Below are 26,566 nucleotides of genomic sequence, written 5' to 3' on the forward strand. Positions count from 1 at the left end.
ATGATGTCTGCCTACTGCCTACTGCCTACTGCCTACTGCCTACTGCCTACTGCCTACTGCCTACCTCACCACCTTCACCACCGTCCTGTCCGACAGCAACGGAAGCAGCCTCGCCATGGTCCGCGCCGTCACCGCCACGCAGCCTTGCGTCGGCGTGAAGCCCGGCCGGGCCAGATGGAAGAAGATCGCGCTGCCGCGCCCGCGCCGGCGAGGTGCGATGTTCCAGTCGAGCACCAGGCAGACATCATAGAGCCGGTCGTCGCGCTTCATCCGCTCATGGCTGGCGCCATAGGGGATCTTGACCGGGCGGTTGTAGTTGCGGTCGTCCGGCACCTCGCACCAGCCGAGATCCGGACCGATCGGGGCCATTGGCAGCCTCGTCCTGCGCCCGCCCGCGAAATGATCGCCCCGGAAATAGCCAGACAGGATGCGCATCGACGCCAACGGCGTCGCGCCGTCCCCCTCATGTTTGTTGGCGGAGATGCCGCCGCGCCCCAAAGCGCAGGGAAACACCGTTTTGCCGGCTTGCAGGAAGCCTTGCGCGGGGTTGCCGGGGCGCGCGCGCACCACCAAAACGCTCAAGCCCTTCGGCAAAAATGCGCCCGACGCATTGCGCGCACGTTTTTTCTTGTATGATTGGGTCACGGAACAAATCACTGTGATCGGCTGTTGCGCCGGTGAGCTTCCGCATAAATGGGGGGAGGTCAACTGAATATTCTTTTTAAAACAACGGATTGATCCATGACATCACGCACCATTCTGATCGTCGATGACGACGACGACTTGCGCGCCACCCTGGTTGAGCAGCTGGCGCTCTACGAAGAATTCGACGTCCAGCAGGAAGCGACCGCCGCAAAAGGCGTTGCCGCGGCGCGCAGCGGCGTCGTCGATCTGCTCATCATGGATGTCGGCCTGCCCGACATGGATGGCCGCGAGGCGGTGAAGATCCTGCGCAAGGGCGGCTACAAGGCGCCGATCATCATGCTGACCGGCCACGACACCGATTCCGACACGATCCTGGGTCTCGAGGCCGGCGCCAACGATTATGTGACCAAACCTTTCCGTTTCGCCGTGCTGCTCGCGCGCATCCGCGCCCAGCTTCGCCAGCACGAGCAGAGCGAGGATGCGACCTTCTCGGTCGGCCCCTACACGTTCAAGCCCAGCCAGAAGCTGCTGATCGATCCGCGCGGCGCCAAGGTGCGGCTGACAGAGAAGGAAGCCTCGATCATCAAATACCTCTACCGCGCCGACCAGAAGGTGGTGACGCGCGACGTTCTTTTGGAAGAGGTCTGGGGCTACAATTCCGGCGTCACCACGCACACGCTGGAGACCCATGTCTACCGGTTGCGCCAGAAGATCGAGCGCGATCCTTCCAATGCCGAAATTCTTGTGACAGAAAGCGGCGGCTACAAGCTGGTTCCTTAAACATTTCATGATCAAGAACAATTCGAGGAAAAGTGTGAAACGGTTGGGCTCGGCGGCTTCGCCGAGGACGACCGTCCGGAATTGCGTCGAAACAAACATTTAGGGCGGTCGGGCGGGACCGCTTCGGGTACGATCCTGGTGCTGGAGGGCGATGGGTCGGCTCGTTGCACGCATCGCATGATGCACGGTGGAGCGTTTCGCGCGCCCAGGAGGGCGCGCCGCTCCAAAGGAGGGACTGGACTGACCGCTCGGGGACACAGCTAGGATGGCGCTGGATGACGACATCCGCATTCTGTCAAGCGTGAAGCTTTTCCAGGGCTTCACGCAGGAACAGCTGCGCCTGCTCGCCTTCGGCGCCGAGACCACCGTGCTGCAGGCCGACCATAAGCTGTACCGCGAGGACGATGTCGCTGACTCTGCCTATATCGTGGTCAGCGGTTTGATCGCGCTCTATCGGGAGCTAGGCGGCAAACGCGTCCCGATCGGTACGGCAGGCCCAGGCACCATGTTGAGCGAACTGGCGCTGATCGCCGATACCAACCGGCTGACCAGCGCCTCGGCCGCGGTCGACTCGGAAGTGATCCGATTGAGCCGCAAGATGTTCCACCGGATCCTGGAAGAATATCCGGAGATCGCGGTGCTGTTGCATGACCGCATCCTGGAGGAATTCCAGCAGATGATCGCCCGCATCGAGGAACTGGCGCCAAGGTTTACGGAATAGATGCGCCGGCCAGCGCCTTCGTCATTCTAGGGCGGAGCAAGGAGCGAAGCGACGCGCGCAGACCCTCTAGAATTCATTCCGTGACGTTGACGCTTCGCCGCGTTGCTGAATGAGGTTTTCTGGGCGAGGCGGCCTGCCCAAGGCTTCTTTGTTCTGCATCGTTGCATCCTTCGGCACTGGTAACGGATCCTAGGGTCTGCGCGCCGCTACGCGGCGCTCCGCCCTAGGATGACGAACGCGAAGGTTTGCGTCTCTTAACCGCCGACGTCGAACCTCAATCCAATTCAAACTTCGCAATCACCGGCACATGGTCGGACGGCTTCTCCCAGCCACGCGCCGCCTGCAGGATCTCGTAGCCGGCGAAAGCCGGCACCAGGTTGGCGGACGACCAGACATGGTCGAGGCGGCGGCCGCGGTTCGACGCCTGCCAGTCTTTCGCGCGGTAGCTCCACCACGTGTAGAGTTTCTGCTCGGCCGGCACATCGAGCCGCATCAGGTCGACCCAGCCGCCGGCCTTGCGCATCGCCTCGAAATTTGTCGTCTCGACCGGCGTGTGGCTGACGACGTTGAGCAGCTGCTTGTGCGACCAGACGTCGTGCTCCTGCGGCGCGATGTTCAGGTCGCCGACCAGGATCGAGGCGGATGATTCGTCCCCGCTCGCCGGTACGGAGTTCATCTCGTAGACGAAATCGAGCTTGTGCCTGAATTTGCGGTTGATCTCCGGATCCGGCTCGTCGCCGCCGGCCGGCACGTAGAAATTATGCACCAGCACCGACTTGCCGCCCGCCTGCACCCTGACCGACAGATGCCGGCTGTCGTCGATCTCGCAGAACCGTCGCTTCTCGACCAGCTCGATCGGGCGGCGGGCGACCGTGGCGACGCCGTGATAGCCCTTCTGGCCGTGGAACACGATGTGCTCGTAGCCCGCCTTGCGGAAGGCTTTTTCCGGGAACAGCTCGTCGGGGACCTTGGTTTCCTGCAAGCAGAGAACATCGGGCGCGTGCTCTTTCAGGAGCCGCTCGACGATCGGCATGCGCAGGCGCACGGAGTTGATGTTCCAGGTGGCGATGGTGAAGGGCATTCAGGCGGGTCCGGCAAGAGATCGCCGATCTAGTGCCAGCCGCGCGCCGTAAAGACAAGCCGGACTGGGCCCTGCTCCGGCTTGTAGGTTCGCTGAGATTCAGGTCAGGACGAGCCGAGAATGGTGGCTACCGAGAACCGGAGCGGAGCGTACTTGAAGTACGTGAGCACCGGAAGCGCAGGAAGCCGCCATTCGCAGGCCGGCCTCACCTGAATATCGGCGGACCTACCTGGTCTTGGTATTCAGCTCTCTATTCGCCGTATAGTCGATCGCGAAAGTGTCCGCCGGGAAGTTGCCGCCTTCCTTGACGTTGAAGATCATCACCGTCGTGTCTTTTCCTTGAGCGTCGGTGATCGTCCACTGGCGCAGCTCGTAGGTCTTCGGATCGAACATCATGGTGATCGTCGCATTGCCGAACACCGACTTGTCGGAAAGCTTGATCGTCGTCAGGTCGTCCTCTTCCTTGACGGCCTTGACGCGCCCGCCGGAGAGGTCAATCCGGTCGTCGAGCAGCAATTTCAGCGGCGTCTTCGACAGCGGGTAGAGGTCGGAGGTGTTGAGCTTCTTATTGAGGATCACCACTGATTTGCCGTCGGAGATGACGCGGAAGTTCGAGGATCCGTCATAGTTGAAGCGGATCTTGCCCGGGCGCTCGAGGAAGAACTTGCCGCCGGTCTGCTCGCCTTTCGGCCCGAACTGGACGAACTCGCCGCTCATCGACTTCACCGAGGAGAAATGGTCGGCGATCTTCTGCGCCGCTGGCGGTACCGCGGCCTGCGCGGCGGCCACGAGCTGATAGCCCGGCACGAGATTGAGAGCGGCGGCTCCGCCAAGCATCAAGCCGAGGCCAAGGACCTGGCGGCGGGTGAGGGCGAATTCGGTCTGGGTCTTCATGCCGGTCACTTTCTGTGATTCGTGTCGCCGCAGTTTCTGGACTCCCACTAGGGCCTAAGTTTGGCGGCTAGGCGAGAGCCCGCATTGAACGCGCCAGACGATTTCCGGTTGCCTGCTGACCCGGATCGGTGTCTCGCCGCGCCAGGGTTTGTCGAGATTCAGGTCAGGCCGAGTCGAAAATGGTGGTTTCCGAGAACCGGCCTACGCCGGCCGTAGCCTTCATAGGGCAGAGACACTTATGAGGGCTTCGGCCGGCGAAGGCCGGAGCGGAGCGTACTTTTCGTACGTGAGCACCGGAAGCGCAGGAAGCCGCCATTTGCAGGCCGGCCTCACCTGAATATCGATAAGCCCTAGAATTTGTCCTCTTCTGTCGGCACCAGGATCTCGCGTTTGCCGGCATGGTTGGCTGGGCCGACAATGCCTTCCTTCTCCATCTTCTCGATGATCGAGGCGGCGCGGTTGTAGCCGATGCCGAGCCGGCGCTGGATGTAGCTGGTCGAGGCCTTGCCGTCGCGCAGCACCACCGCCACCGCCTGGTCGTAGGGGTCGTCGGAATCCTCGAAATTGCCGCCGCCGCCGGAGCCGCTCTTGCCCGACGGACCGTCCTCGTCGTCTTCCTCGTCGTCCTCGGTGATGGCGTCGAGATATTCCGGCACGCCCTGCAGCTTCAGATGCCCGACAACCTTCTCGACCTCGTCATCCGAGACGAACGGGCCGTGGACGCGCTGGATGCGGCCGCCGCCGGCCATATAGAGCATGTCGCCCATGCCGAGCAGCTGCTCGGCGCCCTGCTCACCAAGGATGGTGCGGCTGTCGATCTTCGACGTCACTTGGAAGGAGATGCGGGTCGGGAAATTGGCCTTGATGGTGCCGGTGATGACGTCGACCGACGGGCGCTGCGTCGCCATGATCACATGGATGCCGGCGGCGCGCGCCATCTGCGCCAGGCGCTGCACCGCGCCTTCGATGTCCTTGCCGGCCACCATCATCAGGTCGGCCATCTCGTCGATGATGACCACGATATAGGGCATCGGCTCGAGATCTAGGTCCTCGGTCTCGTAGATCGCCTCGCCCGTCTGGCGGTCGAAGCCGGTCTGCACTGTGCGAGAGATCTTTTCGCCCTTCTTCTCGGCCTGTTGGACGCGCGCGTTGAAACCGTCGATGTTGCGCACGCCGACCTTGGACATCTTGCGGTAGCGGTCCTCCATCTCGCGCACCGTCCATTTCAGCGCGACGACCGCCTTCTTGGGATCGGTGACGACCGGCGTAAGCAAATGCGGGATGCCGTCATAGACCGACAGTTCCAGCATCTTGGGGTCGATCATGATCAGCCGGCATTCCTGTGGCGTCAGCCGGTAGAGCAGCGACAGGATCATGGTGTTGATGGCGACCGATTTGCCGGAGCCGGTGGTGCCGGCGACCAGCACGTGCGGCATCTTGGCGATGTCGACGATGACGGCCTCGCCGTTGATCGTCTTGCCGAGCGCCAGCGCCAGCTTGGCCTTGGTCGTCTCGAAATCGCGGCTGGCCATGATCTCTCTGAGATAGACCGTCTCGCGCTTCGCGTTGGGCAGCTCGATGCCGATGGCGTTGCGTCCCGGAACGACGGCGACGCGGCAGGCGATCGCGCTCATCGAGCGGGCGATGTCGTCGGAAAGGCCAATGACGCGCGAGGACTTGATGCCGGGCGCCGGCTCGAGCTCGTAAAGCGTGACGACCGGGCCGGGTCGCACATGGATGATCTCGCCCTTGACGCCGAAATCCTCCAGCACGCCTTCGAGCAGGCGCGCGTTCTGCTCCAGCGCGTCCTTCGACAGGCTTGGATCCTTGGCGATGTTCTTCGGCTCCGACAGGAAGTGCAGCGACGGCATCTCGAACGTGTCGGAGCCGATCAGCGAAGTCTGCGCCTCGCGCTGGACGCGGGCGCCCGACACGGGTCGCGCCGCCGGAGCCGCGACGCGGGTCGCGGCATCGGAGCGGAAATTCTGTACCCTGGCGCCCGGCGCGGCGCGGCGCTGGGTGGGCGCCTCGTCGTCGAAATCGTCAACGTCGGCGTCTTCGTCCTCCTCGTCGCCGAAAATGTCCTCATCGACAGGATCGACCGAAACGCTGCGGTCATTGACCATGGCGGCGAAGAATTCCGGCTCGACGCGGGCGCGGCCGCCGGGGCTCATGCGGGCCTCGGCGAACTCGGCCGATTCGACCCGCTCGGCCGCGCGCCGCCAGGCGCTGGCCTTGGGCTCCATCGCCGGTTCGAATTCGTCGCGCTCGCGCCTGCGCCGCTCGGCGCGGCGGTGCAGGAAGGCGCGGAACGACAGCCACCAATGGGTGATGGCGCCGAGCGCCAGTATCCCCTCGTCGCCCTCGTCCTCATCCTCGTCGAACAGCATCTCGTCCTGCTCGCGCGGATCGGGCCGGGCGGCGCGCTCCGTGACGGCAAAGCCGTTCTTGCGCGCGATCAATGCCGAGCCATAGGCGAACAGCCACAACATCGGCGCGGCGAGGATGACCGCTATGATGCTGGCGAACAGGCCTTTCGGATAACCGCCGACCGCGATGCCGGGGATTTTCAGAACCATGTCGCCGAACACGCCGCCGAGGCCGGTGGGCAGCGGCCAGGTGTTTGGCGGCGTCACGCAGCCGGCGATGGCCGCGGCGGTGAGCGCAAAGCCGAACCATGCGAAGCCGCGCTTCGGCAATTTGTCGACGCCGCGCGCGGAAAACAGAAGGAAGCCCCAGATCACCGCCGGAACCAGCCCCGCGACGGCGGCAAGCCCGAAGAACTGCATGGCGAGGTCGGAGAACACCGCGCCGGCATAGCCCATGGCGTTGGTCACGACGTTGCTGGTGGCGTGCGAGAAGCTCGGATCGGCGACATTCCATGTGGCCAGAGCGGCGATGCCGAAGGCGGTGAACAGGAACAGCCCCGCGCCGACCAGCCGCCCGACCTGACGCCGCGCGAATGCCTGAATGCCGTGCCCCGTATCGGTCAGCGCGAGCGGTGCTGAAGCGCCTGAACGCATGCTCTTCCCCGTGATCGTTGCCTGGCCGGGCGCATGGCGCATTCCGGCAGATTCGAACGCCAGACTATCGGGGGGAAGGTTAAGGCCGCATTAACCATGGGCCTTTGCCCGCATGGCGCGGAGCCATGGCGCGGAAACAAAGATGGCAGGCCTCGCGGCCCGCCACCTCCTTGTCTTCAAACGCCGTAGGATCAGGCCCTTCCGGAACCTGACCTTCCACGATCACTCGTTGGCGCCGCCATAGGCCTTGAGATTGGCGCAGAATTCGGCGTGGGGCTTGCTCATCGCCGCGTCCTGGCACTCCTTCATCATCGCGTCCTGCTTGTCCTTCGGCATCGAAGCCCAGGCCGCCTTGAAGCCGGCCTCCGGCTTCATGGTCTTCATGCTGGAGTCGGTGAAGAACGGGGCCATGTTGTCCGGCTCATCGAGAGCACCGGCGAGTGCAACGCCGCTGATCATCGAAAGAGCCATTGCTCCCAGGACGATGTTCTTGATGTTCATCAGGTGGTTTCCTTCCCTCTTGTTCTGGCGGACGCCTTGATGACGCTCGCTATCCCAGTACGGAATCTGACGGGCCGATGTTTCATTCCGACGGATCAAGTGAATGTGATCGAAACGGCTTAGATCATCGCCCGGCAAAAAAAGGAGGCCCGGAAGGGTGTTCCGGGCCTCAAGGCGTGAGCGCTTTTCGAGAGCGTCACGACGGGATCTTGGGAGGAATTCCGGGCCGGCGGGAGGAGGGTCCGCCGGCCCTTGGCGAAGTCTGCCTTACGGCACAACTTCGCCGTGCTGGGTGACGTCGAGGCCTTCGACCTCTTCCTGGGTCGACGGACGCAGGCCGACCAGAGCCTTGACGATGTAGAGGATCACGAAGGTGGCGATCGCCGTCCACAGGATGGTGAAGGCGATGCCGTATAGCTGCTTGCCGACCGAGGCGTCCTTGCCGAGGGCGTTGATCGCCGGATCTGCCAGCGCGCCGGTGAGCAGCGCGCCGACGATGCCGCCGACGCCGTGGACGCCGAAGGCATCGAGCGAGTCGTCATAGCCGAAAGCATGCTTGAGCTTGACCGCCGAGAGGTAGCAGACCACGCCGGCAATGATGCCGACGATGAAGGCACCGGTCGGGTTGACGAAGCCGGAAGCCGGCGTCACCGCGACGAGGCCGGCAACGGCGCCCGAGATGATGCCGAGCACCGAAGGCTTCTTGGCGACAATCCATTCGGCGAACATCCAGGCCAGCGCCGCGGCGGCGGTGGCGACCTGCGTGTTCATCATCGCCGCGCCCGCAAGGCCGTCGGCAGCCAGTTCCGAACCGGCGTTGAAGCCGAACCAGCCGACCCACAGCAGCGACGCGCCGATCACCGAATAAACGAGGTTGTGCGGCGCCATGTTGGTGGCCCCGTAGCCCTCGCGCTTGCCGAGCACCAGCGCGCAGACCAGGCCGGCGACACCCGCGTTGATGTGGACGACCGTGCCGCCGGCGAAGTCGAGCACGCCGGCCGAGCCTAGGAAGCCGCCGCCCCACACCCAATGCGCGATCGGCGCGTAGACGAAGACCAGCCACAGGCCCATGAAGATCAACAGCGCCGAGAACTTCATGCGCTCGGCGAAGGCGCCGGCGATCAGCGCCGGCGTGATGATGGCGAAGGTCATCTGGAACATCGAGAAGACGAATTCAGGAATGTTCGCCACTCCCGGCGCCCAAAGCGTCGACACGGTGATGCCGTGATGGAAGAATTTCGAGAAGCCGCCGAGATATGCGTTCGTGGCGCCGCCGTCGGAGAAGGCGAGCGAGTAGCCGAACATGAACCACAGCACCGTCACCAGGCAGGTGATGGCGAAGCTCTGCATGATGGTGGCAAGCACGTTCTTCTTGCGCACCATGCCGCCGTAGAACAGCGCCAGGCCCGGGATGGTCATCATCAGCACCAGCGCCGTCGAGGTCAGCATCCAGGCGGTGTTGCCGGTGTCGAGCGCCGGTGCCGGCGCGGCAGGCGCAGCGGCAGTAGCTGCCGGGGCCGCCTCCTGCGCGATGGCGGCGACGGTGCTCATGGCCACGAGCGCGAGCGAAGCGGCCGCGCGTCCCGTCGTCTTCAAGGTGGAAGGAATATTCATTGAACTCTCCGTTGGAATGGATGGTCGCCGCTTAGAGCGCGTCGGTGTCTGTTTCGCCGGTGCGGATGCGTACCGCCTGGTCGATGCCGAAGACGAAGATCTTGCCGTCGCCGATCTGGCCGGTCTTGGCGGCTGCGGTGATGGCTTCGACGGCCTTGTCGACCATGTCGGCGCCGACCGCGACCTCGATCTTGATCTTGGGCAGGAAGCTGACCGCGTATTCCGCGCCGCGATAGATTTCGGTATGCCCCTTCTGGCGCCCGTAGCCTTTGACCTCGGTGACGGTCAGGCCCTGGATGCCGACGGCGGTTAGCGCTTCGCGCACCTCGTCGAGCTTGAACGGCTTGATGATTGCCATCACGATTTTCATAAGGTTTCACCCTTTGCTGTTGCGGTCCCCCGCGTTTGCACACCTTCACCGATCCCGAGGAGCCGGAGAGTGCCCGACAGGATTCAAGCTCCGTGCCAATTGCCGAAGCAGGGTGTTAACCTGTTGTAAACAAAGAGGATGGGCGATTGGTGCACATCATTCGCGCACGGGCATGGCAGCATGCCTGCCTATAAAATAGGCAAAAAATCGAAAATGCACGTATTCCAGGCAATTGCCTGAAGCCGGCTCAGCGTTTCAGCCGGATCAGGCCTTCCTGGGCGACCGAGGCGATCAGAGTCCCATCCCGCGCGAACAGCGAGCCGCGGGTGAAGCCGCGCGACCCCTGCGTCGACGGGCTGTCCTGATTGTAGAGGATCCAGTCGTCCAGCGAATGGCTGCGGTGGAACCACATGGCGTGGTCGAGGCTGGCGGCCTGGATGTCGCGGTCGAAGATGGCGCGGCCATGCGCGAAGGTCGAGGTGTCGAGCAGCGTCATGTCGGAGAGATAGGCGAGCACCGCCGCCTGAATGGCGCGGTCTTCCGGCACCGGGCCGGTGGTGCGGATCCAGATGTTCTGCTGCGGCTCCAGTTTCTCGCGGCTTGTATAGTGCTTCAGCATCACCGGCTTCATCTCGATCGGCCGGTCGCGCTCCCAGTAGCGCCTGATGCCTTCCGGCACCGCCTCGCCGAACTTGCCGAGCAGCTCGCGTTGTGTGAGCAGCGTGTCGGGCGCCGGCACGTCGCGCGGCATCGGCAGCTGATGCTCGAGCCCGACCTCATCCTGCTGGAAGGATGCCTCCAGAGAGAAGATCGCCTGGCCATGCTGGATCGCCACCACCCGGCGCGTGGTGAAGGAGCCGCCGTCGCGGATGCGGTCGACCTCGTAGACGATCGGCAGCTTGGTGTCGCCCGGCCGCATGAAATAGCCGTGCAGCGAATGCACGTGGCGTTCGGGTTCCACGGTGCGCTGCGCGGCGACCAGCGCCTGGGCGATGGTCTGGCCGCCGAAGACGCGCTGCCAGTCGACCTTGGGGCTGCGACCACGATACAGATTGTGTTCGAGCTGCTCGAGGTCGAGAATGTCGAGAAGCTCGTCCATGGCCGCTGTCATGTTTGAAATCCTTCACGGATGTGCCATGTCCGGTTTCGGACAGGACGCGCAGGCAGTCAAGGCCGCAATGGCGGCCGGCCGCAGCCGCGAAAGGATGATGCCATGGTCGACCGCAAGCCGGATGCAGCAGCCGCCAATGGGAAGCGCGAAGCGCCGCTCGACGTGCTCATCGCCGGCGCCGGCTATGTCGGCCTCACCGCCGCCGTGTCGCTGAAGCAGGCGCGGCCGGGCCTCGCCATCGCCGTCGTCGACGCGGCCCCCGCCGGCGTCTGGCAGCGCGACGGCCGCGCCTCGGCCATCGCGGCAGCCGCCAGCCGCATGCTGGAACAGCTCGGCGTCTGGGAAGAGATCGCGCCGGAAGCGCAGGCGATCACCGAGATGATCATCACTGATTCGCGCGCCGCCGACCCGGTGCGTCCGGTGTTTTTGACCTTCGACGGCGAGGTGGCGCCCGGCGAGCCTTTCGCCCACATGGTCGCCAACCGCGACCTGAACGGCGCGCTGCGCCGCCGCGCCGAAAAGCTCGGCATCGACATCATCGAAGGCATGGCGGTCAGCGCCTTCAACGCGAATGGCGCCGGCGTCACTGTGCATCTGGCCGATGGTGCCGCACTGAAGGCGCGGCTGCTGGTCGCCGCCGATGGCGTCAATTCGAAGCTGCGCGACATGGCCGGCATCAAGACCGTCAAATGGGAATACGGCCAGTCCGGCATCGTCTGCACGGTGGCGCATGAGCGCCCGCACAACGGCCGCGCCGAGGAGCATTTTCTGCCGGCGGGTCCCTTCGCCACGCTGCCGCTGAAGCCGGACACGGATGGGACCAACCGCTCCTCGATCGTCTGGGTCGAGCGCACGGAGGATGCCAAGGCGCTGGTCGAGGGCGACGAGTTCGTCTTCGAGCACGATCTGGAACAGCGCTTCGGCCTGAGGCTCGGCGAAATAAGAGTTGCCGACAAGCCGCGCGCCTGGCCGCTCGGCCTGACGCTCGCCCGCGCCTTCGTCGCACCGCGCTTCGCGCTGGCCGGCGATGCCGCGCACGGCATCCACCCGATCGCCGGCCAGGGCCTCAATCTGGGCTTCAAGGATGTCGCGGCGCTCGCCGAAGTGGTGGTCGAGGCCGACCGGCTCGGCCAGGATATCGGCGCCCTCGACGTGCTCGAGCGCTACCAGCAATGGCGCCGCTTCGACACGCTGCAGATGGGCATCACCACCGACGTTTTGAACCGCCTCTTCTCCAACGACATCGGCCCGCTGCGCCAGGTCCGCGACATCGGGCTGGGGCTGGTGGAACGCATGCCGCGGCTGAAGGAGTTCTTCATCCGCCAGGCCTCGGGCCTCTCCGGCGACACGCCGAGGCTGCTGAAGGGCGAGGCGATCTGAACTCCTTACTGGCCGAAGCCTGCACGACGTCGTCATCCACGGGGCGGAGCGGGAGCGCAGCGGACGCGCAGACCCGAGGACCAGTCCGTGACTTTAATCGTAGGTGCTGCGGAGCAGAATTCTGCACCGCTGCAATTCTTACAGATCACGGAATGGATTCTATGGTCTGCGCCGCGTCGCTTCGCTCCTTGCTCCGCCATAGAATAACGAGGCGAGAGGCGTTTCGGCCAATCACGAACGCAGGCGATCTGATCGCCTTGTGGCTGGCCGAAGCTGACACGACGTCGTCATCCACGGGCGGAGCGGGAGCGCAGCGGACGCGCAGATCCATTCCGTGACTTTAATCGTGGGTGCAGCGGAGCAGAATTCTGCACCGCTGCAACGCCTACAGGTCACGGAATGGATTCTATGGTCTGCGCCGCGTCGCTTCGCTCCTTGCTCCGCCATAGAATGACGAGGCGAGAGGCGTTTCGGCCAATCACGAACGCAGGCGATCCCGCGGCGCCTTCGGCTTAATTCACCTCGAAGCCCAGCTTCTGCCGCAGCCTCAGCATCCGCTGGTCGGCGATCCTGAGGCTCTGCCCGCCGCCTTGCGCGACGCGGTTCAGCATCCTGAGCAGGTCGTCCCGCTCATGCGGATCGAGGCGCTCGCGCAGGAACGGTGCCAGCTTGTCGATGACGATCGTCGTGTCGTCGATCTGCGCGGCGGCCCATTTGGCGTAGACGACCGCCTCTTCGGTCTTCTTCCGGCTGTCCGCGATCTGCGCGATCACCTCGCGAATGACCGCCTCGCGCTGCGGCAGGACCGGACCGTGCTCCGCGACGATCGCGGTAATCAGCGTCGCCGCCGCCACCACCGGATCGTCGATCGCCGTCAGCGGCGAGAGCGCGGCCTGATTGCGCAATTTCTTGCGACGGATGTTGCCCTGGACGCGCCCGACGACGTCGGCCACCTCGCGCGCGGCGTCGCTCATATATTTCAGCCGGTACCACCAGATGGCGGCCGCTCCGAGCAGGCCGAGGATGGCGATCAGAAAAGGCATGCCGAATTCCCCCGAAATCGCGGCGACGATAAAAGAAGCACGGCATCGCTTCAACACGCAACGGTTGCGGCCGGTGAAGAAACACTGAAGATGTTTCCCGCAAGAGACAGCTTCAACCGGCGCGCCGCGCCCATGCTGACCGGCGGCTATGAGCCCGGCACGTCGTAGATCGCCCTGATTTCGACCGTGCCGAGCTCCGCCAACGGGATCTTGGCCGCAATGTCGAGCGCCTCGGCAAGGTCCGCCGCCTCGACCATGACGAAGCCCAGGAGTTGCTCCTTGGTCTCGGCGAAGGGACCGTCGGTCACCAGCGCCTTGCCATTGCGCCGCCGGAGCGATTTCGACGTCTTCACCGACTGCAGCGCCTGCGCGATGACCAGCTTGCCTTGCCGGTCGAGCTCCCGGTCATAGCCGAGCGAGTCGGCATCGAGCTTGGCCATACGCTCGGGGGTCAGCGCGTAGAGGTCCTTTTCCTCGCCATAGACCAGCAGCACATATTTCATTTCGAGCTTCCTTTCGTTGACGCATTATAGGAGGCGACGGTGTCGGTTTTGCCTGCCATCGCCGCATGGTCGAGCAGGCATGCCGCGACGCCGATGATGGCGATGGCCGCCGCCAGCCGGCCGAAGCCGAGCGCCGGCGGATCCAGCCAGAATTCTTCAAGTCGCCTCCCTTTTCGCTCGGGCCTTCCCCAGATCGCAAGAAACAGGTTGTCCATCTTAACCTCCATCGGCCGGGAGTGGCCGCCCGCAGGACGGTCGGGCAGACGGGAAGTCGACATTTTTGCATGCGCTTTTTTTTGAGAATTTTCGAAGCGCCTCGCGCAAGCACAATCATACCGGGCCATGGATGGTCTTCCGCCGCGCCCGCGCTATAGTTCCAGGAACGTCGGCGCCCGCCGGCGCAAACCCCGACAAGGCAGGAGGATTCCATGGACCGCACCGCAAACGCCGTCTGGAAGGGCAATCTGAAGGAAGGCAACGGCACGCTGGACACCCAGAGCGGCACCTTGAAGGGCACGCCCTATTCGTTCAAGGCGCGTTTCGAGGACGAGAGCGGCAAATCCGGCACTAATCCGGAAGAGCTGATCGCCGCCGCGCATGCCGGCTGCTACGCAATGCAGCTGTCGCATTTCCTGGCCGAAAACGGCACGCCGGCCGCCGAGCTCGACGCCAAGGCGGTGGTGACGCTGGTGCCCGGCACCGGCATCACCGGCAGCGCCATCACCCTGGTCGGCAAGGTGCCGGGCATCGACGCGGCGAAATTCAAGGAATTGGCCGAGAAGGCCAAGACCGAATGCCCGGTGTCGAAGGCACTGGGGGCGATCAAGGTTTCTCTCGACGCAAGGCTAGGGTGAGAAGCTTCTCCGCGAAGGCTGGCGATCCTTCGCCCCCCTCTCTGCCCTGCCGGGCATCTCCCCCTCAAGGGGGGAGATCAGATGTCGCGTCGGCTTTCATCAATCGCCAACGGTGAAAGAAGGGCGCCGGCGCCGGAACTGCTAATCTCCCCCCTTGAGGGGGAGATGTCCGGCAGGACAGAGGGGGGCGCCTCGCACCAACGTTTCTGGTGAGAGCCAGTCTAACCCCCCAGCGCCTCGATCTTCGCCCGCAGCGCCGCGACCTCTTCCTCCAGCGCCTCCACCCGCGCCTCGAGGTCGGTGTCCGCAGTTGTCGCCGCCGGCTGCCAGGGCGCCGCCGCCACCGCTGCCGCTTCCACCGGACCGCTCAGCAGATGCACATAGCGTTCCTCGCGCTGGCCGGGCGCGCGTTCGAGCAGCTGGATCAGCGGCGGCCGGCGGCCGATCATCAGGTCTAGATTGTCGCGCAGCTCCTCAATCGAAGCAAAGCGCGCCATGCGCTCCGAGCGCGCCAGCAATTCATGCGCCGTCTGCGCGCCGCGCAACAGCAGCAGCCCGATCACCGCGATCTGCGGCGTGGTCAGCGAAAAGCGCTGCGCCATCAGATGCTCGTAGCGCTCGACGCGCGAAGCGAAGGCCTGGCGCACGAGGCCTTTCTGCTCGAGCGTGCTCAAGGCCCGCCGGACCTCCGTCAGCTCCAGCGCCATCACCGGCTCGCGCGCCGTCTTCTGGTTGGCGGCCTGGTGCGCGCCGTTGAGCGTCAGCGGATAGACGTCCGGCGTCAGCTCCTTCTTCTCGATCAGGGAACCCAGCACACGCGCTTCGGTGGCGGATAGGACGGGAAGGTCGGTCATTGGGTTGCTATCCTTGCTAAGGTCGGAGGGACAGCGCCCCCCTCTGTCCTGCCGGACATCTCCCCCACAAGGGGGGAGATCGGCAGCTTCGCCGACGGCGCTACATCCTTCAACCTTGAAGATTGGCGAAAGCCGCGATGACAGCCATCTCCCCACCCGTGGGGGAGATGGCGGCAGGCCAGAGGGGGGCGCGAAGGAACGCCGCCTGCGAGATTATCGCGGGCGAACAGCCTTGCCTAAACCCTTCTCTCCACCATCATCTTCTTGATCTCGGCGATCGCCTTGGCGGGATTGAGCCCCTTCGGGCAGGCCTGCGCGCAGTTCATGATGGTGTGGCAGCGATAGAGCCGGAACGGGTCTTCGAGATTGTCGAGCCGCTCGCCTGTTGCCTCGTCGCGACTGTCGATCAGCCAGCGATACGCCTGCAGCAGCGTGGCCGGGCCGAGATAGCGGTCGCCGTTCCACCAATAGCTCGGGCAGGAGGTCGAGCAGCACGCGCACAGGATGCATTCGTAGAGCCCGTCGAGCTTCTCGCGGTCCTCGTGGCTCTGCAGCCATTCCTTGGCGGGCGTCGGCGAGACCGTCTTCAGCCACGGCTCGATCGAGGCGTGCTGGGTATAGAAATTGGTGAGGTCCGGCACCAGGTCCTTGATCACCGGCATATGCGGCAGCGGATAGATCTTCACCGCGCCGGAAATATCCTCGACGCCCTTGGTGCAGGCCAGCGTGTTGGAGCCGTCGATGTTCATGGCGCAGGATCCGCAAATGCCTTCGCGGCAGGAACGCCGCAGCGTCAGCGTCGGATCGATCTTGTTCTTGATCCACAACAGCGCGTCGAGAACCATCGGCCCGCAATCGTCCATGTCGACGAAATAGGTGTCCATGCGCGGATTCGCGTCATCGTCCGGCGACCAGCGGTAGATGCGGTATTCGCGCAGGTTGGTCGCGCCTTCCGGCTTCGGCCAGGTCTTGCCTTGCTGGACCTTCGAGTTCCTGGGAAGCGTGAGTTCGACCATTACCTGCGGTCCTTTCGGATGACGAGCTTCAGCCCGGACCAGATTTCGTTCACGGCGGCGACCTTGACGTCGACCAGGTTGTTCATAAAGATCAGCGAAATCGTCATCAGAAGAGCCCTAGGTAGCGCTTCTTCTTGACGATACTTGGTCTGCCTGCATCCAACACATCGGAAACACCTGCGCTGTCGAGTGCAATAATCAGAGCCTTAACACCCTTTTTCAGCTTCAGCGTCATCTCATCTGCGTGAAGCGGGACGACCGCGAAGAAATTAATCTTAGTGCGGTCGACCGCATGAAGGACATCTCTCCCTTCGGGCCAACTCGGTGGACGGAGAAGAATTACGCCGGACATTTTGGTGTTGTCGGCGTAAGGCTCCGGCGGACTGCCTTGTGACGCAACAGTATGCGAACTCCATATCCAGCTTCCATAGTCGTGAGGCATTCGGGCGAGCGACTTCATCAAGCGGATGGGCCAGTATTTATTCGGATCAGCGAGTTGATTTTCGGCGATCATTCCGTTTTCCCCAGCAGCAAACCACGTCGCCGGCAGCGTAAAAACCAGTTCGGCTCGTTCGAAATCCTGGCGGGGGTGGAGATCGTCTGGGGCATTCATCGGGAGGTCGCTCATCCCGCTCGTTACAAGAGTCCAGTTATTTTTAATATCGTTTGGTGGAAACACGAGTAGATCAAGATGTACTTTATCAGAGATGATTTCGTGGAAAACGCCTGCTTGTTCGCCCAGGAATTCTCCAAGAAATTCTTGGATTTCTTCCAGGTAGACGGCGACATCTGTCGGGCCTCGAAACTCCGTTCTCGCACCAGTGTAGTCGTACACTGAAGTTCCGTCGGGTAATTTCGACCGCTTTATCATTGCCGCGTCAATACACCCTGGCCTTCGGCGCGATCTTGGCCACGCTGATGCCGCCGTCCTTTTCGGCCAGCAGCGGATCGGTATGCACCGGCCGATAGCTCAGCGTCACCTTGCCGTCTTCGCTCAGATGGGCCAGCGTATGCTTGCGCCAGTTGGCGTCGTCGCGCGCCGAGAAATCCTCACGCGCATGCGCGCCGCGGCTCTCCTTGCGCGCCTCGGCGCCGTGGACCGTGGTGATGGCGTTGGCCATCAGGTTTTCCAGCTCCAGTGTCTCGACGAGGTCGGAATTCCAGATCATCGAGCGGTCGGTGACCTTGATGTCCTTGAGCTCGCCCCAGAGTTCCGAAATGCGCCTGCAGCCGTTCTCCAGCGATTCCTGCGTGCGGAATACGGCGGCGTCTTTCTGCATGGCGCGCTGCATCTTCTCGCGCAGCACGGCCGTCGGCGTCGAGCCGTTGGCGTGGCGCAGCCTGTCGAAGCGCTCCATGATCTTCTCGACCGAGGCCGCGTTGGGCGACGGGATCGCCGACTTGCGGTCGATCACATGGCCGGCGCGGATCGCCGCCGCGCGGCCGAACACGACGAGGTCGATCAGCGAGTTGGAGCCGAGCCGGTTGGCGCCGTGCACCGAGGCGCAGCCGGCCTCGCCCACCGCCATCAGGCCGGGCGACACCTTGTCCGGATTTTCGGCCGTCGGATTGAGCACCTCGCCCCAGTAGTTGGTCGGCACGCCGCCCATATTGTAGTGCACCGTCGGCAGCACCGGGATCGGCTCCTTGGTGAGGTCGACGCCGGCGAAGATCTTGGCCGACTCGGAAATACCCGGCAGCCGCTCGTGCAGCACGGCCGGGTCAAGATGGTCGAGATGCAGGAAGATGTGGTCCTTGTTCTTGCCGACGCCGCGGCCCTCGCGGATCTCCAGCGTCATGCAGCGCGAGACGACGTCGCGCGAAGCCAGGTCCTTGGCCGACGGCGCGTAGCGCTCCATGAAGCGCTCGCCCTCGGAATTGACGAGATAGCCGCCTTCGCCGCGCGCGCCCTCGGTGATCAGGCAGCCGGCGCCGTAGATGCCGGTCGGGTGGAACTGCACGAACTCCATGTCCTGCAGCGGCAGCCCGGCTCTGGCCGCCATGCCGCCGCCGTCGCCGGTGCAGGTATGCGCCGAGGTGGCGGAGAAATAGGTCCGGCCATAGCCGCCGGTCGCCAGCACCACCATCTTGGCCGAGAAGCGATGAATGGTGCCGTCGTCGAGGTTCCAGGCCACGACGCCGGTGCAGGTGCCGTCCGGCTCCATGATCAGGTCGAGCGCGAAATATTCGATGAAGAACTGCGCGTTGTTCTTAAGCGACTGGCCGTAGAGCGTGTGCAGGATGGCGTGGCCGGTGCGGTCGGCGGCCGCACAGGTGCGCTGCACCGGCGGACCGTCGCCATAGTTCATCATATGCCCGCCGAACGGCCGCTGGTAGATCTTGCCTTCCTCGGTGCGTGAGAACGGCACGCCATAATGCTCGAGCTCGTAGACGGCGGCCGGCGCCTCGCGCACCATGTATTCCATGGCGTCGACATCGCCCAGCCAGTCCGAGCCCTTGACGGTGTCGTACATGTGCCACTGCCAGGAGTCCGGCCCCATGTTCGACAGCGAGGCGGCGATGCCGCCCTGCGCGGCGACGGTGTGGGAGCGCGTCGGGAACACCTTGGTGATACAGGCGGTGCGCAGCCCCTGCTCGGCCATGCCGAGCGTGGCGCGCAGGCCGGCGCCGCCGGCGCCGACGATGACGACGTCGAATTTGTGGTCGACAAAGGTATAGGCGGAAGCCGCGTTGGCGGTGTTTGTATTGGCCAAGACGTCAGCCTCCGAATGCGAGTTTGAGCAGGGCGAACAGCGAGGCGACGCCGACTGCCACCGCGAAGAAGGTGTTGAGAGCGATCAGCGCCAGCCTCATGCCTTCGCCATGCACATAGTCCTCGATGATGGCCTGCATGCCGAGCCGCATGTGGTAGAGGCCGGAAATCAGCACCAGCGTCAGCACCAGCGCCACGAAGGGATTGGCGAGCGCCGCCCGCACTTCCGTGTAGCCGTGGCCGTTGACCGCGATCAGGAAGCCGACGAAGAACAGGATGAGCGGTATGTTGGCGATCGCCGTCAGCCGCTGGCGCCAGAAATGCTGCGTGCCCTCGCGCGCCGAGCCCAGGCCCCGCACTCTCGCCAGCGGCGTGCGCATGTCCGAATTGTTCGCGCTCATCACAAAGCTCCCCGCGCCATGTAGCCGGCGATCCAGATCAGCAGCGTCAGCACGATCGAGCCGGCGAGCGTCGCCCAGGCGATCCTGGACGCGGTGTGTTTTTCCAGTCCCGCGCCGGTGTCCCAGACGAGGTGGCGCAGCCCGCCCAGCATGTGGTGCATGAGCGCCCAGGTGTAGCCGAAGAGAACCAGCCGGCCGAGCCAGGAGCCGAAGGCCCAGTTGACCCAGTCGAATGCGGCCTGCGAGCTCGAAGCGGCAATCAGCCAGGCCGCCACCAGCAGCGTCCCGAAATAGAGCGCGCCGCCGGTGATGCGATGGATGATCGACATCGTCATCGTGATCGGCGGCCGGTAGATCGTCAGATGCGGCGAGAGCGGCCGTTCACGTCTGGCAACTGCGCGGGTGGCTGGTGATTTGCTCATGGCTCCCCCAGTTCGGCATCCTGAATGCCACGATGGGAATGCGGCGTTTGCCGCCCCCATTTATGGCATCGGACAGCCGGTTTCTAATGCTCTTTTTGCACCGCGTCAAAGCCGGAAAATCGTTTTGGAAACATCATTTAGTCTGACAAATTGAGGGCCGCGCGCTTCAATCGATTAGCGGCTGTTTTGAAGCCAGCGCAGCGTTCGCTGCAGCGCAGCAATCAGATGACCGACGCGGCGGCCGGCCGCGTCGGGTTCCGGGCGGGCCGGCCTCACCCGAGTATCGTCGCACCTCAGCGCCTGCAAGTCTGCGGCGTCGACCCTCTCTTCATCACCAGCGCCTCGCGTCCGTCGATCACGATTGCGTCATGGGTCGCTGCTTCCTGGTAGCGGCTGCTCTGGTTGGCGGGCGAGGCCGCGAACTCTTCGGCCGTGCCATCGGGCCGCATGACGCGCAATGCGTTGCCCAGATTCTGGATGGTGATCATGCCGCCATTGCCGCATCTGTAGGTGGCCGTGCCGATGCCGGAACGCGGCACGGTAAGGTCGGTGACGATCCTGGTTGCGGGCGCAGGCGTTGCAGGCGGCTTCGCCGTCGCAGGTACCGGCGCCGTTGTGGCTGCCGGGGCCGTTGCAGGTATGGCGGGCGTTGCGGCTGCCGGCGCCGTCATGGGTGCGGCGGATTGCGGGGGAGGAGCAGGCGAGGCGGCGGGCGCCGCGGCATTCGCCACCTTCGGCGCGCCGTCCTGCGGCACGCAGGCCGCGGCCGCCAGAAGCAGCGGGATGGCGATCGACACTCGAACCGTGCGGTCAAAGCTCATGCGCTGCCCTTTCGTGCGCGGCACGCTACAGCAATTCCAGGAAAAAGTGTGAACGGTTGGGTTCGGCGCCTTCGCCGTGGTCTTCCGTCCGGAATTGCGTCGAAACAAAGAGATAGGCGGTTGCCCTTTCCGTGAGACGGTGGACCGCTGTAGCCATGCGGCGCCGCAAGATCAAGTTGACCCTGGGTCAGCCGGCTATCCAGAACCGCGCCCGTCGCCCGGGGAGCCCGACCCTCGAAAATTAACCACGTTCTTTAAGAACCGGCGCCGAAAGCCTCCCGCCTCTTAACAAAGGTTAAGAAAGAGTTAATTTCCGATTCGAACCGGATTCCAGGCGCGATCCGTGCGCCGATCAAGGGAGAGCGACATGCGTTCGAATTCAGTGCGGATAGGCTTCGCGGCCGCAACGCTGGCGGCGCTGGCGATCGCCGCGCCGGCCGAGGCCGGCTTGCGCCATCACGACCGAGTCTATGCCGATTCCTTCGGCAATCTCGTCATTGACAGCGCCGCCGGCTACAAGCGCATCGTCGTCGGCGAAGGCAAGCTCGCGAAAAAACTTTCCGAATACACCGGCACCGGCCAGCCGGATGTCGCCTATGACGATGCGGAAGAGCCAGGCGCGCCCGGCTGCTACCAGCCGCCGGTGCTGGTCAAGGGCCGTTCCTATATGTACGGGCTTTCCGACGGCGAGATGCCCAATCTCAGCCCTTGCCGTTGAGGATAGCCGGCGTGTGGCGCCGCGCCGACACACCTGACACGCGCACGCAGTCGCGGCCGGCATTCTTGGCGTGGTAGAGCGCGGCGTCGGCGCGCCGCAAAAGATCGGCAAAACCTTCGTCGTCGGCAAGCTCGGCCACGCCAAAGCTTGCGCTGCAGCGATGGTCGGCAGGTAGCCCGTCGATCGGCAGGGCGCCGAACGCGTTGCGGGCGCCTTCGGCAAACAGCCGCGCCGCGGCGAGATTGGTGCCCGGCAGGATGATGGCGAATTCCTCGCCGCCGATACGGCCGGCGACATGGTGTTCGGCGGCGGCTTCGCGCAGGAATCCAGCGAAGGTCTCGATCACGCGGTCGCCGCAGGCATGACCGTAGCTATCGTTGATGCTCTTGAAATAATCGAGATCGGCGATCACCAGCGCCACCGGCACGCCGCGACGGACGGCATCCCGCATGGCAAGGTCGGCATGGCGTTCGAAGCCGCCGCGGTTGAACAGACGCGACAAAGCGTCGGTTTCCGATTTCGCCGTCGCGTCGTTGAGCGCGTCGCGCACCAGCACGGCCAAGGCAAGCAGCGCCAGCGCCAGCCCGAACACGGTGCCGAGCGATTGCGACACCAGCGCATAGCTGGTTTGCACATAGGCCTGCGGGTTGGCGCCCCAGCCGCCCAGCGCGCCCGCGATGAGCGGCTTGGAGGCAAACTGCACGGCGCTGGCGCCGAGCACCAGCGCCAGCACATGGTCGAGCCGCGCGAGCCTTTGCCGGGAGGACAGCACGATGCCGAGCGCGACGAACTGCATGGCGGCGTAAGGAAGCTGGTAGGCCATCATGCGCGTCAGCGAGTGACGCGGCAGGTCCTGCACCAGATAGACGGCGACCGAGGTGACGACGAGGAAGCACAGCATCGTCGCCCAGGGCGGCCGCACCCCATATTTATAGGCCAGTCCGCCATTGAAGGCGATGGTTGCGCCGAGGAACACGGCAAAGGCGGCAACCACCGGCAGCCGCGCGTCCGCGAAGGCGGGGATGCTGAATTCGATGGCGAAATAGGCCATGCCGAGCAGATAGCTGAAGGCAAGCCAACGCGCCGATACGCGTCCGCTGTCATGGACGGCAATCGCCATGAACGCCGCCGACAGCAGACCGGCGACGAGCAGGTTGATCATCAGGATGAAGTCGGCGCTGCCCATATTTGCTCCTTGACCGAAAGCAAATCATCGACCGGCGAAAATCACGTTAACGCCAGCCATGGCGGAAGGGCCACGGACCGTTGCGATTGGCTCAAAGGCCCCATCCGGTCGTCAGGGCATTTGGAACGCCGCTTAGAGGTCAATGGCAATCGCCTGGTTCCGCGATTGGCCGAGCCATCCCTCCGATCGTCATCCACGGGCGAAGCAAGGAGCGAAGCGACGCGCGCAGACCCGAGGATCCATTCCGTTACTTTCGAGAGCCGCTCACGGTGCAGAATTCTGCTCCGCTGCATTCTTCGGCGAAGGTCACGGAATGGATCCTCGGGTCTGCGCTCCGCTTCGCGTCGCTCCGCCCGTGGATGACGAAGGCGCGGGGTGTCCACTTGTGTCACCCGGCTGCGAGCCGCTCGGCAACGAAGGCGGTTTCGGGCCGCTCGTAAGACAGGCGCACGCTGTCGCGGCCGTTCTTCTTGGCCTTGTAGAGCGCCTCGTCGGCGCGCCGCATCAACGGCATCAGCCCTTCCCTGCCGGTGCGGGCGGCAACGCCGAAGCTTGCGGTGACCCTCGTGTCGGGCGGCAGGCCGTCGACCGCGCCAGCCGAATAGAAGGAACGGATCGCTTCGGCGAAGAGCCTTGCCGACGCCAGGTCGCTCAGCGGCAAAAGCACGGCGAACTCTTCGCCGCCGATGCGGCCGGCGGCCCCGCGCGCGCCGGTGGCGGAACGCAGCTTGGCGGCGAAGTCGGCAATCACCCGGTCGCCTGCCTCATGGCCGTGCTGGTCGTTCAGCGCCTTGAAGTGATCGAGATCGGCAAGCACCAGCGCGACGGGAAATCCGGCCTTGCCGCACTGGTCGAGCAACAGGGTCGCCCGCTCCTCGAAGCCGCGGCGATTGAGGATGCCCGAGAGCGGGTCGGTATGGGTCTCGTCCTTCAGCGCCCTCATCACATCGAGCGCCGCCGCCGTGAACAGGCAAAGCGCGATCAGCAGCGACAACAGCGCGTGCGAAAGCAGCGCCGTCGTCCAGTAGGACGATCCGTAGAAGCCCTCATAGCTGGGGAACGGCCCGTGCGCGATGACGACGACCAGCGTGCGGGCGATGAAGTTCAGCCCTGAAAGCAGCGACAGTGCGAACAGGATTTTCTCGGTTGGGCCGTTGTTGCGCACCGTTCTCAGTTCCGCGCCGACCAGCAGGCTGAGCGCGCCGAAGCCGAAATTCATCGCAAGCACGCGCCAGGTGAGATCCGGCTGGACGAACATGAACCAGATGAAGGCGGCTAGCCCGCCGCCGGTCACGATGCCGATGCCGACATAGGGCACGCGCCGCCCGTAGCGCGCGATGATCGCGCTGGAGAGGCAGCAGGCCGCGATCGTGAAGCAGATGTTGGAAACAAGCTTGGTCAGCGCCACACCGACCGGAAGCGTGAAATATTGCAGCAGGAAGCCCGGTGCCGACAGGCAGTAGCTCGCGCCGAGCGCGGCCAGATACGGGCGATGGCGCTGATAGCACCACAGCACGAGGAACGCAGCGCCGAGCGCCAGCGCTATCGTCGGATTGAGCAGCGCTATGAGCAGACCGGTGTCCAAAGGACTGCGACTTTCCCCAACTTACCCAGGGGGAGATACTAGGACGCAAGCCCAAACAAGCGGTTAAGCCTCGATGGATACGTCGCATGCCGCGCGGAACCGGCCTGCCGGAGCGGCGTTGTCCGGCCAGGACAGGAGATGCCAGACGGGAGACGATCGAGATGGCCGGCACGATCACTTTGACGAACCACGATGAAATCCGCTCCTGGGCGGCGGCGCGTGCCGGCTTCCCGGCCATCGTCGACGTCTCGCCCGAGGCCGGAACGCAGCCCATGCTGCGGCTGGTGTTCGGGCAACAGGCCTATGAAGACACCGACCGACCGGAACGTCCGATCAACACCGGCGGCTACGAGCTTGTGGAGTGGGACGAGTGGTTCAGGATCTTCGACGAGCGGCAGCTGGCCTTGGTCGTCGCCGCCGACGAGCCCGGCCGGCGCGAGGAATTTCACGAGATCATCCGCAGATAGATCGCCGAAAAGCGAAAGGCCCGGACGTCCTGTCCGGGCCTTTTGTTGAGAAACGCAGCCGGGCGCCTATTTCCAGTCGCGGATGTCGACGAAATGACCGGCGATCGCGGCCGCCGCCGCCATTGCCGGCGACACCAGGTGGGTGCGGCCCTTGAAGCCCTGCCGACCCTCGAAATTACGGTTCGAGGTCGAGGCGCAGCGTTCATGCGGCTTCAGCCGGTCGTCGTTCATGGCCAGGCACATCGAGCAGCCCGGTTCGCGCCAGTCGAAGCCGGCGGCGACGAATATCTTGTCCAGGCCTTCAGCTTCCGCCTGCTCCTTGACCAGGCCGGAGCCGGGCACGATCATGGCGTTGACGCGCGGGTTGACCTTCTTGCCCTCGACCACTTTGGCGGCAGCGCGCAGGTCCTCGATGCGGCCATTGGTGCAGGAGCCGATGAAGACGCGGTCGAGTTCGATGTCGGTGATCCTGGTTCCGGGCGTCAGCCCCATATAGTCGAGCGCGCGGATCTTCGAGGTGCGCTTGTTCTCGTCCGCGATCGCTTGCGGATCGGGGACGATACCTTGCACCGAGACGACGTCCTCGGGCGAAGAACCCCAGGAGACGATCGGCGGCAGTTTTTGCGCGTCGAGCACCACGACCTTGTCGAAGTGCGCGCCTTCGTCGGACTGCAGCGTCTTCCAATAGGCGAGCGCGGCGTCCCAGTCAGCGCCCTTCGGGGCGCGCGGCTTGTCCTTGACATAGGCAAAGGTCGTCTCGTCCGGCGCGATCAGGCCGGCGCGGGCGCCGCCCTCGATCGACATGTTGCAGATCGTCATGCGGCCTTCCATCGACAGCGAGCGGATCGCCTCGCCCGCATATTCGATGACGTAGCCGGTGCCGCCCGCCGTGCCGATCTCGCCGATGATAGCGAGGATGATGTCCTTGGCGGTGACGCCTTCCGGCAGCTGGCCGTCGACGCGCACCAGCATGTTCTTGGCCTTGCGCTGGATCAGCGTTTGGGTGGCGAGCACATGCTCGACCTCAGACGTGCCGATGCCGTGCGCAAGCGCGCCGAACGCGCCATGCGTGGAGGTGTGGCTGTCGCCGCAGACGATGGTCATGCCCGGCAGCGTAAAACCCTGCTCCGGCCCGATGATGTGGACGATGCCCTGGCGGATATCGTTCTCGGAATAATATTCGATGCCGAAATCCTTGGCGTTCTTGGCCAGCGCCTCGACCTGGATGCGGCTCTCCTCGTTCTTGATGCCGAACTTGCGCTCGGGCGAGGTCGGCACGTTGTGGTCGACCACGGCCAGCGTCTTTTCCGGATGCCGGACTTTTCTGCCGCTCATGCGCAGGCCTTCGAAGGCCTGCGGGCTGGTGACCTCGTGCACGAGGTGGCGGTCGATATAGAGCAGGCAGGTGCCGTCGTCCTGGCGGTCGACCGTGTGGTCGTCGAAGATCTTGTCGTAGAGGGTGCGCGGTGCGCTCATGTGCGTAAATCCGTCGATATGAGAATGGGAAAAGGACGCCGGCAATCCGGCGCGACGACTGCGATCGGTCGGTTCAGCGAAGTCGGCTGGTGAGCGCGCCACAGACGCGCGCGGAGAAACGCGACGGCAGGCGCTTTCTGTCCTGCAGCACGAAACCCTTATAGGCCGGATCGCTGAAAAGCTTTTCCATGGCGCGGTAGATAGCAATGTTTTGGCTTTTCGGCAATCAGCGCGACTTCCCCTTCTCCCCTTGTGGGAGAAGGTGGATCGGCGCGCAGCGCCGAGACGGATGAGGGGTGTTCCAGCGAAGTGAGGCGTCGGCATTCCCTGGAACACCCCTCATCCGGCCGCTTCGCGGCCACCTTCTCCCACAAGGGGAGAAGGCAA

29 protein-coding genes and 1 pseudogene are annotated in these 26,566 nt (G+C 64.2%); 7 read left to right on the forward strand and 23 right to left on the reverse strand.

The features are described 5' to 3' along the window. Positions 1-60: 60 nt before the first annotated feature. The gene (locus tag FJ980_RS19630) at positions 61-531 is read right to left on the reverse strand and encodes a L,D-transpeptidase (RefSeq protein ID WP_246676469.1); all 471 of its coding nucleotides are present in this window, start codon (positions 529-531) and stop codon (positions 61-63) included. Between FJ980_RS19630 and FJ980_RS35435 the strand changes: the two genes are divergently transcribed. The 3 genes from FJ980_RS35435 (at position 428) to FJ980_RS19640 (ending at position 2,146) form a co-directional block, all read left to right on the forward strand. Further along, a complete protein-coding gene (locus FJ980_RS35435; protein ID WP_246676470.1) occupies positions 428-712 on the forward strand; it encodes a hypothetical protein in 285 nt (94 codons plus the stop codon). The two genes, FJ980_RS19630 and FJ980_RS35435, sit on opposite strands and share 104 nt — an antisense overlap. 29 nt (positions 713-741) lie before the next feature. Continuing rightward, positions 742-1,425 (forward strand): response regulator transcription factor, encoded by a 684-nt coding sequence (locus FJ980_RS19635; RefSeq protein ID WP_095769573.1) that lies wholly within the window; start codon positions 742-744, stop codon positions 1,423-1,425. 265 nt (positions 1,426-1,690) lie between these two features. Further along, on the forward strand, positions 1,691-2,146 hold the full coding sequence (locus FJ980_RS19640; RefSeq protein WP_140545468.1) for a cyclic nucleotide-binding domain-containing protein: 456 nt from the start codon (positions 1,691-1,693) through the stop codon (positions 2,144-2,146). Positions 2,147-2,420: 274 nt separating this feature from the next. Here the strand turns inward: FJ980_RS19640 and xth are convergent, their stop codons facing one another. The 7 genes from xth to tesB form a co-directional block, all read right to left on the reverse strand. Further along, complete coding sequence (xth, locus tag FJ980_RS19645) at positions 2,421-3,227, reverse strand: exodeoxyribonuclease III (RefSeq protein ID WP_140545469.1); 807 nt, start codon at positions 3,225-3,227, stop codon at positions 2,421-2,423. Positions 3,228-3,452: 225 nt separating this feature from the next. Continuing rightward, the gene (locus FJ980_RS19650) at positions 3,453-4,121 is read right to left on the reverse strand and encodes an outer membrane lipoprotein carrier protein LolA (RefSeq protein WP_140545470.1); all 669 of its coding nucleotides are present in this window, start codon (positions 4,119-4,121) and stop codon (positions 3,453-3,455) included. A gap of 350 nt (positions 4,122-4,471) precedes the next feature. Further along, positions 4,472-7,144 (reverse strand): DNA translocase FtsK, encoded by a 2,673-nt coding sequence (locus FJ980_RS19655; RefSeq protein WP_140545471.1) that lies wholly within the window; start codon positions 7,142-7,144, stop codon positions 4,472-4,474. A gap of 222 nt (positions 7,145-7,366) precedes the next feature. After that, on the reverse strand, positions 7,367-7,645 hold the full coding sequence (locus tag FJ980_RS19660) for a hypothetical protein (RefSeq protein ID WP_140545472.1): 279 nt from the start codon (positions 7,643-7,645) through the stop codon (positions 7,367-7,369). 267 nt (positions 7,646-7,912) lie between these two features. Further along, on the reverse strand, positions 7,913-9,196 hold the full coding sequence (locus FJ980_RS19665) for an ammonium transporter (protein ID WP_281406334.1): 1,284 nt from the start codon (positions 9,194-9,196) through the stop codon (positions 7,913-7,915). Between the two features lie 94 nt (positions 9,197-9,290). Continuing rightward, positions 9,291-9,629, reverse strand: a complete 339-nt coding sequence (locus FJ980_RS19670) for a P-II family nitrogen regulator (protein ID WP_006327120.1) — start codon at positions 9,627-9,629, stop codon at positions 9,291-9,293. Between the two features lie 247 nt (positions 9,630-9,876). Beyond that, positions 9,877-10,740, reverse strand: coding sequence for an acyl-CoA thioesterase II (tesB, locus tag FJ980_RS19675; RefSeq protein WP_095769566.1), 864 nt, complete (start codon positions 10,738-10,740; stop codon positions 9,877-9,879). Between the two features lie 102 nt (positions 10,741-10,842). Here tesB and FJ980_RS19680 point away from each other — a divergent pair, with 102 nt between their 5' ends. Beyond that, on the forward strand, positions 10,843-12,120 hold the full coding sequence (locus tag FJ980_RS19680) for a ubiquinone biosynthesis hydroxylase (RefSeq protein ID WP_140545474.1): 1,278 nt from the start codon (positions 10,843-10,845) through the stop codon (positions 12,118-12,120). Between the two features lie 512 nt (positions 12,121-12,632). Here the strand turns inward: FJ980_RS19680 and FJ980_RS19690 are convergent. From FJ980_RS19690 to FJ980_RS35440, 3 genes are all read right to left on the reverse strand, one after another. Next, positions 12,633-13,163 carry a hypothetical protein gene (locus FJ980_RS19690; protein ID WP_140545476.1) on the reverse strand — a complete coding sequence of 177 codons (531 nt, stop codon included), beginning with the start codon at positions 13,161-13,163 and terminating at the stop codon, positions 12,633-12,635. A 146-nt stretch (positions 13,164-13,309) separates the two neighbouring features. After that, positions 13,310-13,666 (reverse strand): YciI family protein, encoded by a 357-nt coding sequence (locus FJ980_RS19695; protein WP_140545477.1) that lies wholly within the window; start codon positions 13,664-13,666, stop codon positions 13,310-13,312. Continuing rightward, the gene (locus tag FJ980_RS35440; RefSeq protein ID WP_246676468.1) at positions 13,663-14,010 is read right to left on the reverse strand and encodes a hypothetical protein; all 348 of its coding nucleotides are present in this window, start codon (positions 14,008-14,010) and stop codon (positions 13,663-13,665) included. Before FJ980_RS35440 ends, FJ980_RS19695 begins: the two co-directional genes overlap by 4 nt. An 84-nt stretch (positions 14,011-14,094) precedes the next feature. On the opposite strand from FJ980_RS35440, the gene FJ980_RS19705 reads away from it, so the two are divergent. Then, entirely contained in the window at positions 14,095-14,520 is a 426-nt protein-coding gene (locus FJ980_RS19705; RefSeq protein ID WP_140545478.1) for an OsmC family protein, read from the forward strand. A gap of 221 nt (positions 14,521-14,741) precedes the next feature. Here FJ980_RS19705 and FJ980_RS19715 read toward each other — a convergent pair whose 3' ends face one another. The 8 genes and pseudogenes from FJ980_RS19715 to FJ980_RS19755 form a co-directional block, all read right to left on the reverse strand. Further along, positions 14,742-15,374 (reverse strand): DUF480 domain-containing protein, encoded by a 633-nt coding sequence (locus tag FJ980_RS19715; protein ID WP_140545479.1) that lies wholly within the window; start codon positions 15,372-15,374, stop codon positions 14,742-14,744. A 236-nt stretch (positions 15,375-15,610) separates the two neighbouring features. Then, the gene (locus FJ980_RS19725; RefSeq protein ID WP_140545481.1) at positions 15,611-16,390 is read right to left on the reverse strand and encodes a succinate dehydrogenase iron-sulfur subunit; all 780 of its coding nucleotides are present in this window, start codon (positions 16,388-16,390) and stop codon (positions 15,611-15,613) included. Beyond that, a pseudogene (locus FJ980_RS19730) lies at positions 16,390-16,467 on the reverse strand (DUF3052 domain-containing protein); the annotation flags it as partial. The gene FJ980_RS19725 and the pseudogene FJ980_RS19730, both read right to left, overlap by 1 nt. A gap of 29 nt (positions 16,468-16,496) precedes the next feature. Continuing rightward, positions 16,497-17,225 (reverse strand): suppressor of fused domain protein, encoded by a 729-nt coding sequence (locus FJ980_RS19735; RefSeq protein WP_181181259.1) that lies wholly within the window; start codon positions 17,223-17,225, stop codon positions 16,497-16,499. Positions 17,226-17,268: 43 nt separating this feature from the next. Beyond that, positions 17,269-19,104 (reverse strand): succinate dehydrogenase flavoprotein subunit, encoded by a 1,836-nt coding sequence (gene sdhA, locus FJ980_RS19740; protein ID WP_140545483.1) that lies wholly within the window; start codon positions 19,102-19,104, stop codon positions 17,269-17,271. Positions 19,105-19,108: 4 nt separating this feature from the next. After that, positions 19,109-19,504 carry a succinate dehydrogenase, hydrophobic membrane anchor protein gene (gene sdhD, locus FJ980_RS19745; RefSeq protein WP_140545484.1) on the reverse strand — a complete coding sequence of 132 codons (396 nt, stop codon included), beginning with the start codon at positions 19,502-19,504 and terminating at the stop codon, positions 19,109-19,111. Beyond that, the gene (gene sdhC, locus FJ980_RS19750; protein WP_140545485.1) at positions 19,504-19,926 is read right to left on the reverse strand and encodes a succinate dehydrogenase, cytochrome b556 subunit; all 423 of its coding nucleotides are present in this window, start codon (positions 19,924-19,926) and stop codon (positions 19,504-19,506) included. Before sdhC ends, sdhD begins: the two co-directional genes overlap by 1 nt. Positions 19,927-20,219: 293 nt before the next feature. After that, positions 20,220-20,747, reverse strand: coding sequence for a hypothetical protein (locus FJ980_RS19755; RefSeq protein ID WP_140545486.1), 528 nt, complete (start codon positions 20,745-20,747; stop codon positions 20,220-20,222). A gap of 367 nt (positions 20,748-21,114) precedes the next feature. On the opposite strand from FJ980_RS19755, the gene FJ980_RS19760 reads away from it, so the two are divergent. Continuing rightward, positions 21,115-21,465, forward strand: coding sequence for a hypothetical protein (locus FJ980_RS19760; RefSeq protein ID WP_140545487.1), 351 nt, complete (start codon positions 21,115-21,117; stop codon positions 21,463-21,465). Here FJ980_RS19760 and FJ980_RS19765 read toward each other — a convergent pair. Beyond that, complete coding sequence (locus tag FJ980_RS19765) at positions 21,449-22,651, reverse strand: GGDEF domain-containing protein (protein WP_140545488.1); 1,203 nt, start codon at positions 22,649-22,651, stop codon at positions 21,449-21,451. The two genes, FJ980_RS19760 and FJ980_RS19765, sit on opposite strands and share 17 nt — an antisense overlap. 388 nt (positions 22,652-23,039) lie before the next feature. After that, on the reverse strand, positions 23,040-24,236 hold the full coding sequence (locus FJ980_RS19770; RefSeq protein ID WP_140545489.1) for a GGDEF domain-containing protein: 1,197 nt from the start codon (positions 24,234-24,236) through the stop codon (positions 23,040-23,042). A 161-nt stretch (positions 24,237-24,397) separates the two neighbouring features. On the opposite strand from FJ980_RS19770, the gene FJ980_RS19775 reads away from it, so the two are divergent. After that, on the forward strand, positions 24,398-24,703 hold the full coding sequence (locus FJ980_RS19775; RefSeq protein WP_140545492.1) for a hypothetical protein: 306 nt from the start codon (positions 24,398-24,400) through the stop codon (positions 24,701-24,703). Positions 24,704-24,769: 66 nt separating this feature from the next. Here FJ980_RS19775 and leuC read toward each other — a convergent pair whose 3' ends face one another. Both leuC and FJ980_RS19785 read right to left on the reverse strand, forming a co-directional pair. After that, positions 24,770-26,179, reverse strand: a complete 1,410-nt coding sequence (gene leuC, locus FJ980_RS19780) for a 3-isopropylmalate dehydratase large subunit (protein WP_140545490.1) — start codon at positions 26,177-26,179, stop codon at positions 24,770-24,772. Between the two features lie 73 nt (positions 26,180-26,252). Next, positions 26,253-26,405, reverse strand: coding sequence for a hypothetical protein (locus FJ980_RS19785; RefSeq protein WP_181174941.1), 153 nt, complete (start codon positions 26,403-26,405; stop codon positions 26,253-26,255). Positions 26,406-26,566: the final 161 nt, after the last annotated feature.

This window comes from Mesorhizobium sp. B1-1-5 (assembly GCF_006443065.1).
Taxonomy (GTDB): Bacteria; Pseudomonadota; Alphaproteobacteria; order Rhizobiales; family Rhizobiaceae; genus Mesorhizobium.

Excerpts from the sequence above, each read along its gene's own strand:
- FJ980_RS35435 (WP_246676470.1), top strand. The coding sequence starts at position 428 with ATGCGCATCGACGCCAACGGCGTCGCGCCGTCCCCCTCATGTTTGTTG.
- FJ980_RS19635 (WP_095769573.1), top strand. The coding sequence starts at position 742 with ATGACATCACGCACCATTCTGATCGTCGATGACGACGACGACTTGCGC.
- FJ980_RS19640 (WP_140545468.1), top strand. The coding sequence starts at position 1,691 with ATGGCGCTGGATGACGACATCCGCATTCTGTCAAGCGTGAAGCTTTTC.
- xth (WP_140545469.1), bottom strand. The coding sequence starts at position 3,227 with ATGCCCTTCACCATCGCCACCTGGAACATCAACTCCGTGCGCCTGCGC.
- FJ980_RS19650 (WP_140545470.1), bottom strand. The coding sequence starts at position 4,121 with ATGAAGACCCAGACCGAATTCGCCCTCACCCGCCGCCAGGTCCTTGGC.
- FJ980_RS19655 (WP_140545471.1), bottom strand. The coding sequence starts at position 7,144 with ATGCGTTCAGGCGCTTCAGCACCGCTCGCGCTGACCGATACGGGGCAC.
- FJ980_RS19660 (WP_140545472.1), bottom strand. The coding sequence starts at position 7,645 with ATGAACATCAAGAACATCGTCCTGGGAGCAATGGCTCTTTCGATGATC.
- FJ980_RS19665 (WP_281406334.1), bottom strand. The coding sequence starts at position 9,196 with ATGAGCACCGTCGCCGCCATCGCGCAGGAGGCGGCCCCGGCAGCTACT.
- FJ980_RS19670 (WP_006327120.1), bottom strand. The coding sequence starts at position 9,629 with ATGAAAATCGTGATGGCAATCATCAAGCCGTTCAAGCTCGACGAGGTG.
- tesB (WP_095769566.1), bottom strand. The coding sequence starts at position 10,740 with ATGACAGCGGCCATGGACGAGCTTCTCGACATTCTCGACCTCGAGCAG.
- FJ980_RS19680 (WP_140545474.1), top strand. The coding sequence starts at position 10,843 with ATGGTCGACCGCAAGCCGGATGCAGCAGCCGCCAATGGGAAGCGCGAA.
- FJ980_RS19690 (WP_140545476.1), bottom strand. The coding sequence starts at position 13,163 with ATGCCTTTTCTGATCGCCATCCTCGGCCTGCTCGGAGCGGCCGCCATC.
- FJ980_RS19695 (WP_140545477.1), bottom strand. The coding sequence starts at position 13,666 with ATGAAATATGTGCTGCTGGTCTATGGCGAGGAAAAGGACCTCTACGCG.
- FJ980_RS35440 (WP_246676468.1), bottom strand. The coding sequence starts at position 14,010 with ATGGCCCGGTATGATTGTGCTTGCGCGAGGCGCTTCGAAAATTCTCAA.
- FJ980_RS19705 (WP_140545478.1), top strand. The coding sequence starts at position 14,095 with ATGGACCGCACCGCAAACGCCGTCTGGAAGGGCAATCTGAAGGAAGGC.
- FJ980_RS19715 (WP_140545479.1), bottom strand. The coding sequence starts at position 15,374 with ATGACCGACCTTCCCGTCCTATCCGCCACCGAAGCGCGTGTGCTGGGT.
- FJ980_RS19725 (WP_140545481.1), bottom strand. The coding sequence starts at position 16,390 with ATGGTCGAACTCACGCTTCCCAGGAACTCGAAGGTCCAGCAAGGCAAG.
- sdhD (WP_140545484.1), bottom strand. The coding sequence starts at position 19,504 with ATGAGCGCGAACAATTCGGACATGCGCACGCCGCTGGCGAGAGTGCGG.
- sdhC (WP_140545485.1), bottom strand. The coding sequence starts at position 19,926 with ATGAGCAAATCACCAGCCACCCGCGCAGTTGCCAGACGTGAACGGCCG.
- FJ980_RS19755 (WP_140545486.1), bottom strand. The coding sequence starts at position 20,747 with ATGAGCTTTGACCGCACGGTTCGAGTGTCGATCGCCATCCCGCTGCTT.
- FJ980_RS19760 (WP_140545487.1), top strand. The coding sequence starts at position 21,115 with ATGCGTTCGAATTCAGTGCGGATAGGCTTCGCGGCCGCAACGCTGGCG.
- FJ980_RS19765 (WP_140545488.1), bottom strand. The coding sequence starts at position 22,651 with ATGGGCAGCGCCGACTTCATCCTGATGATCAACCTGCTCGTCGCCGGT.
- FJ980_RS19775 (WP_140545492.1), top strand. The coding sequence starts at position 24,398 with ATGGCCGGCACGATCACTTTGACGAACCACGATGAAATCCGCTCCTGG.
- leuC (WP_140545490.1), bottom strand. The coding sequence starts at position 26,179 with ATGAGCGCACCGCGCACCCTCTACGACAAGATCTTCGACGACCACACG.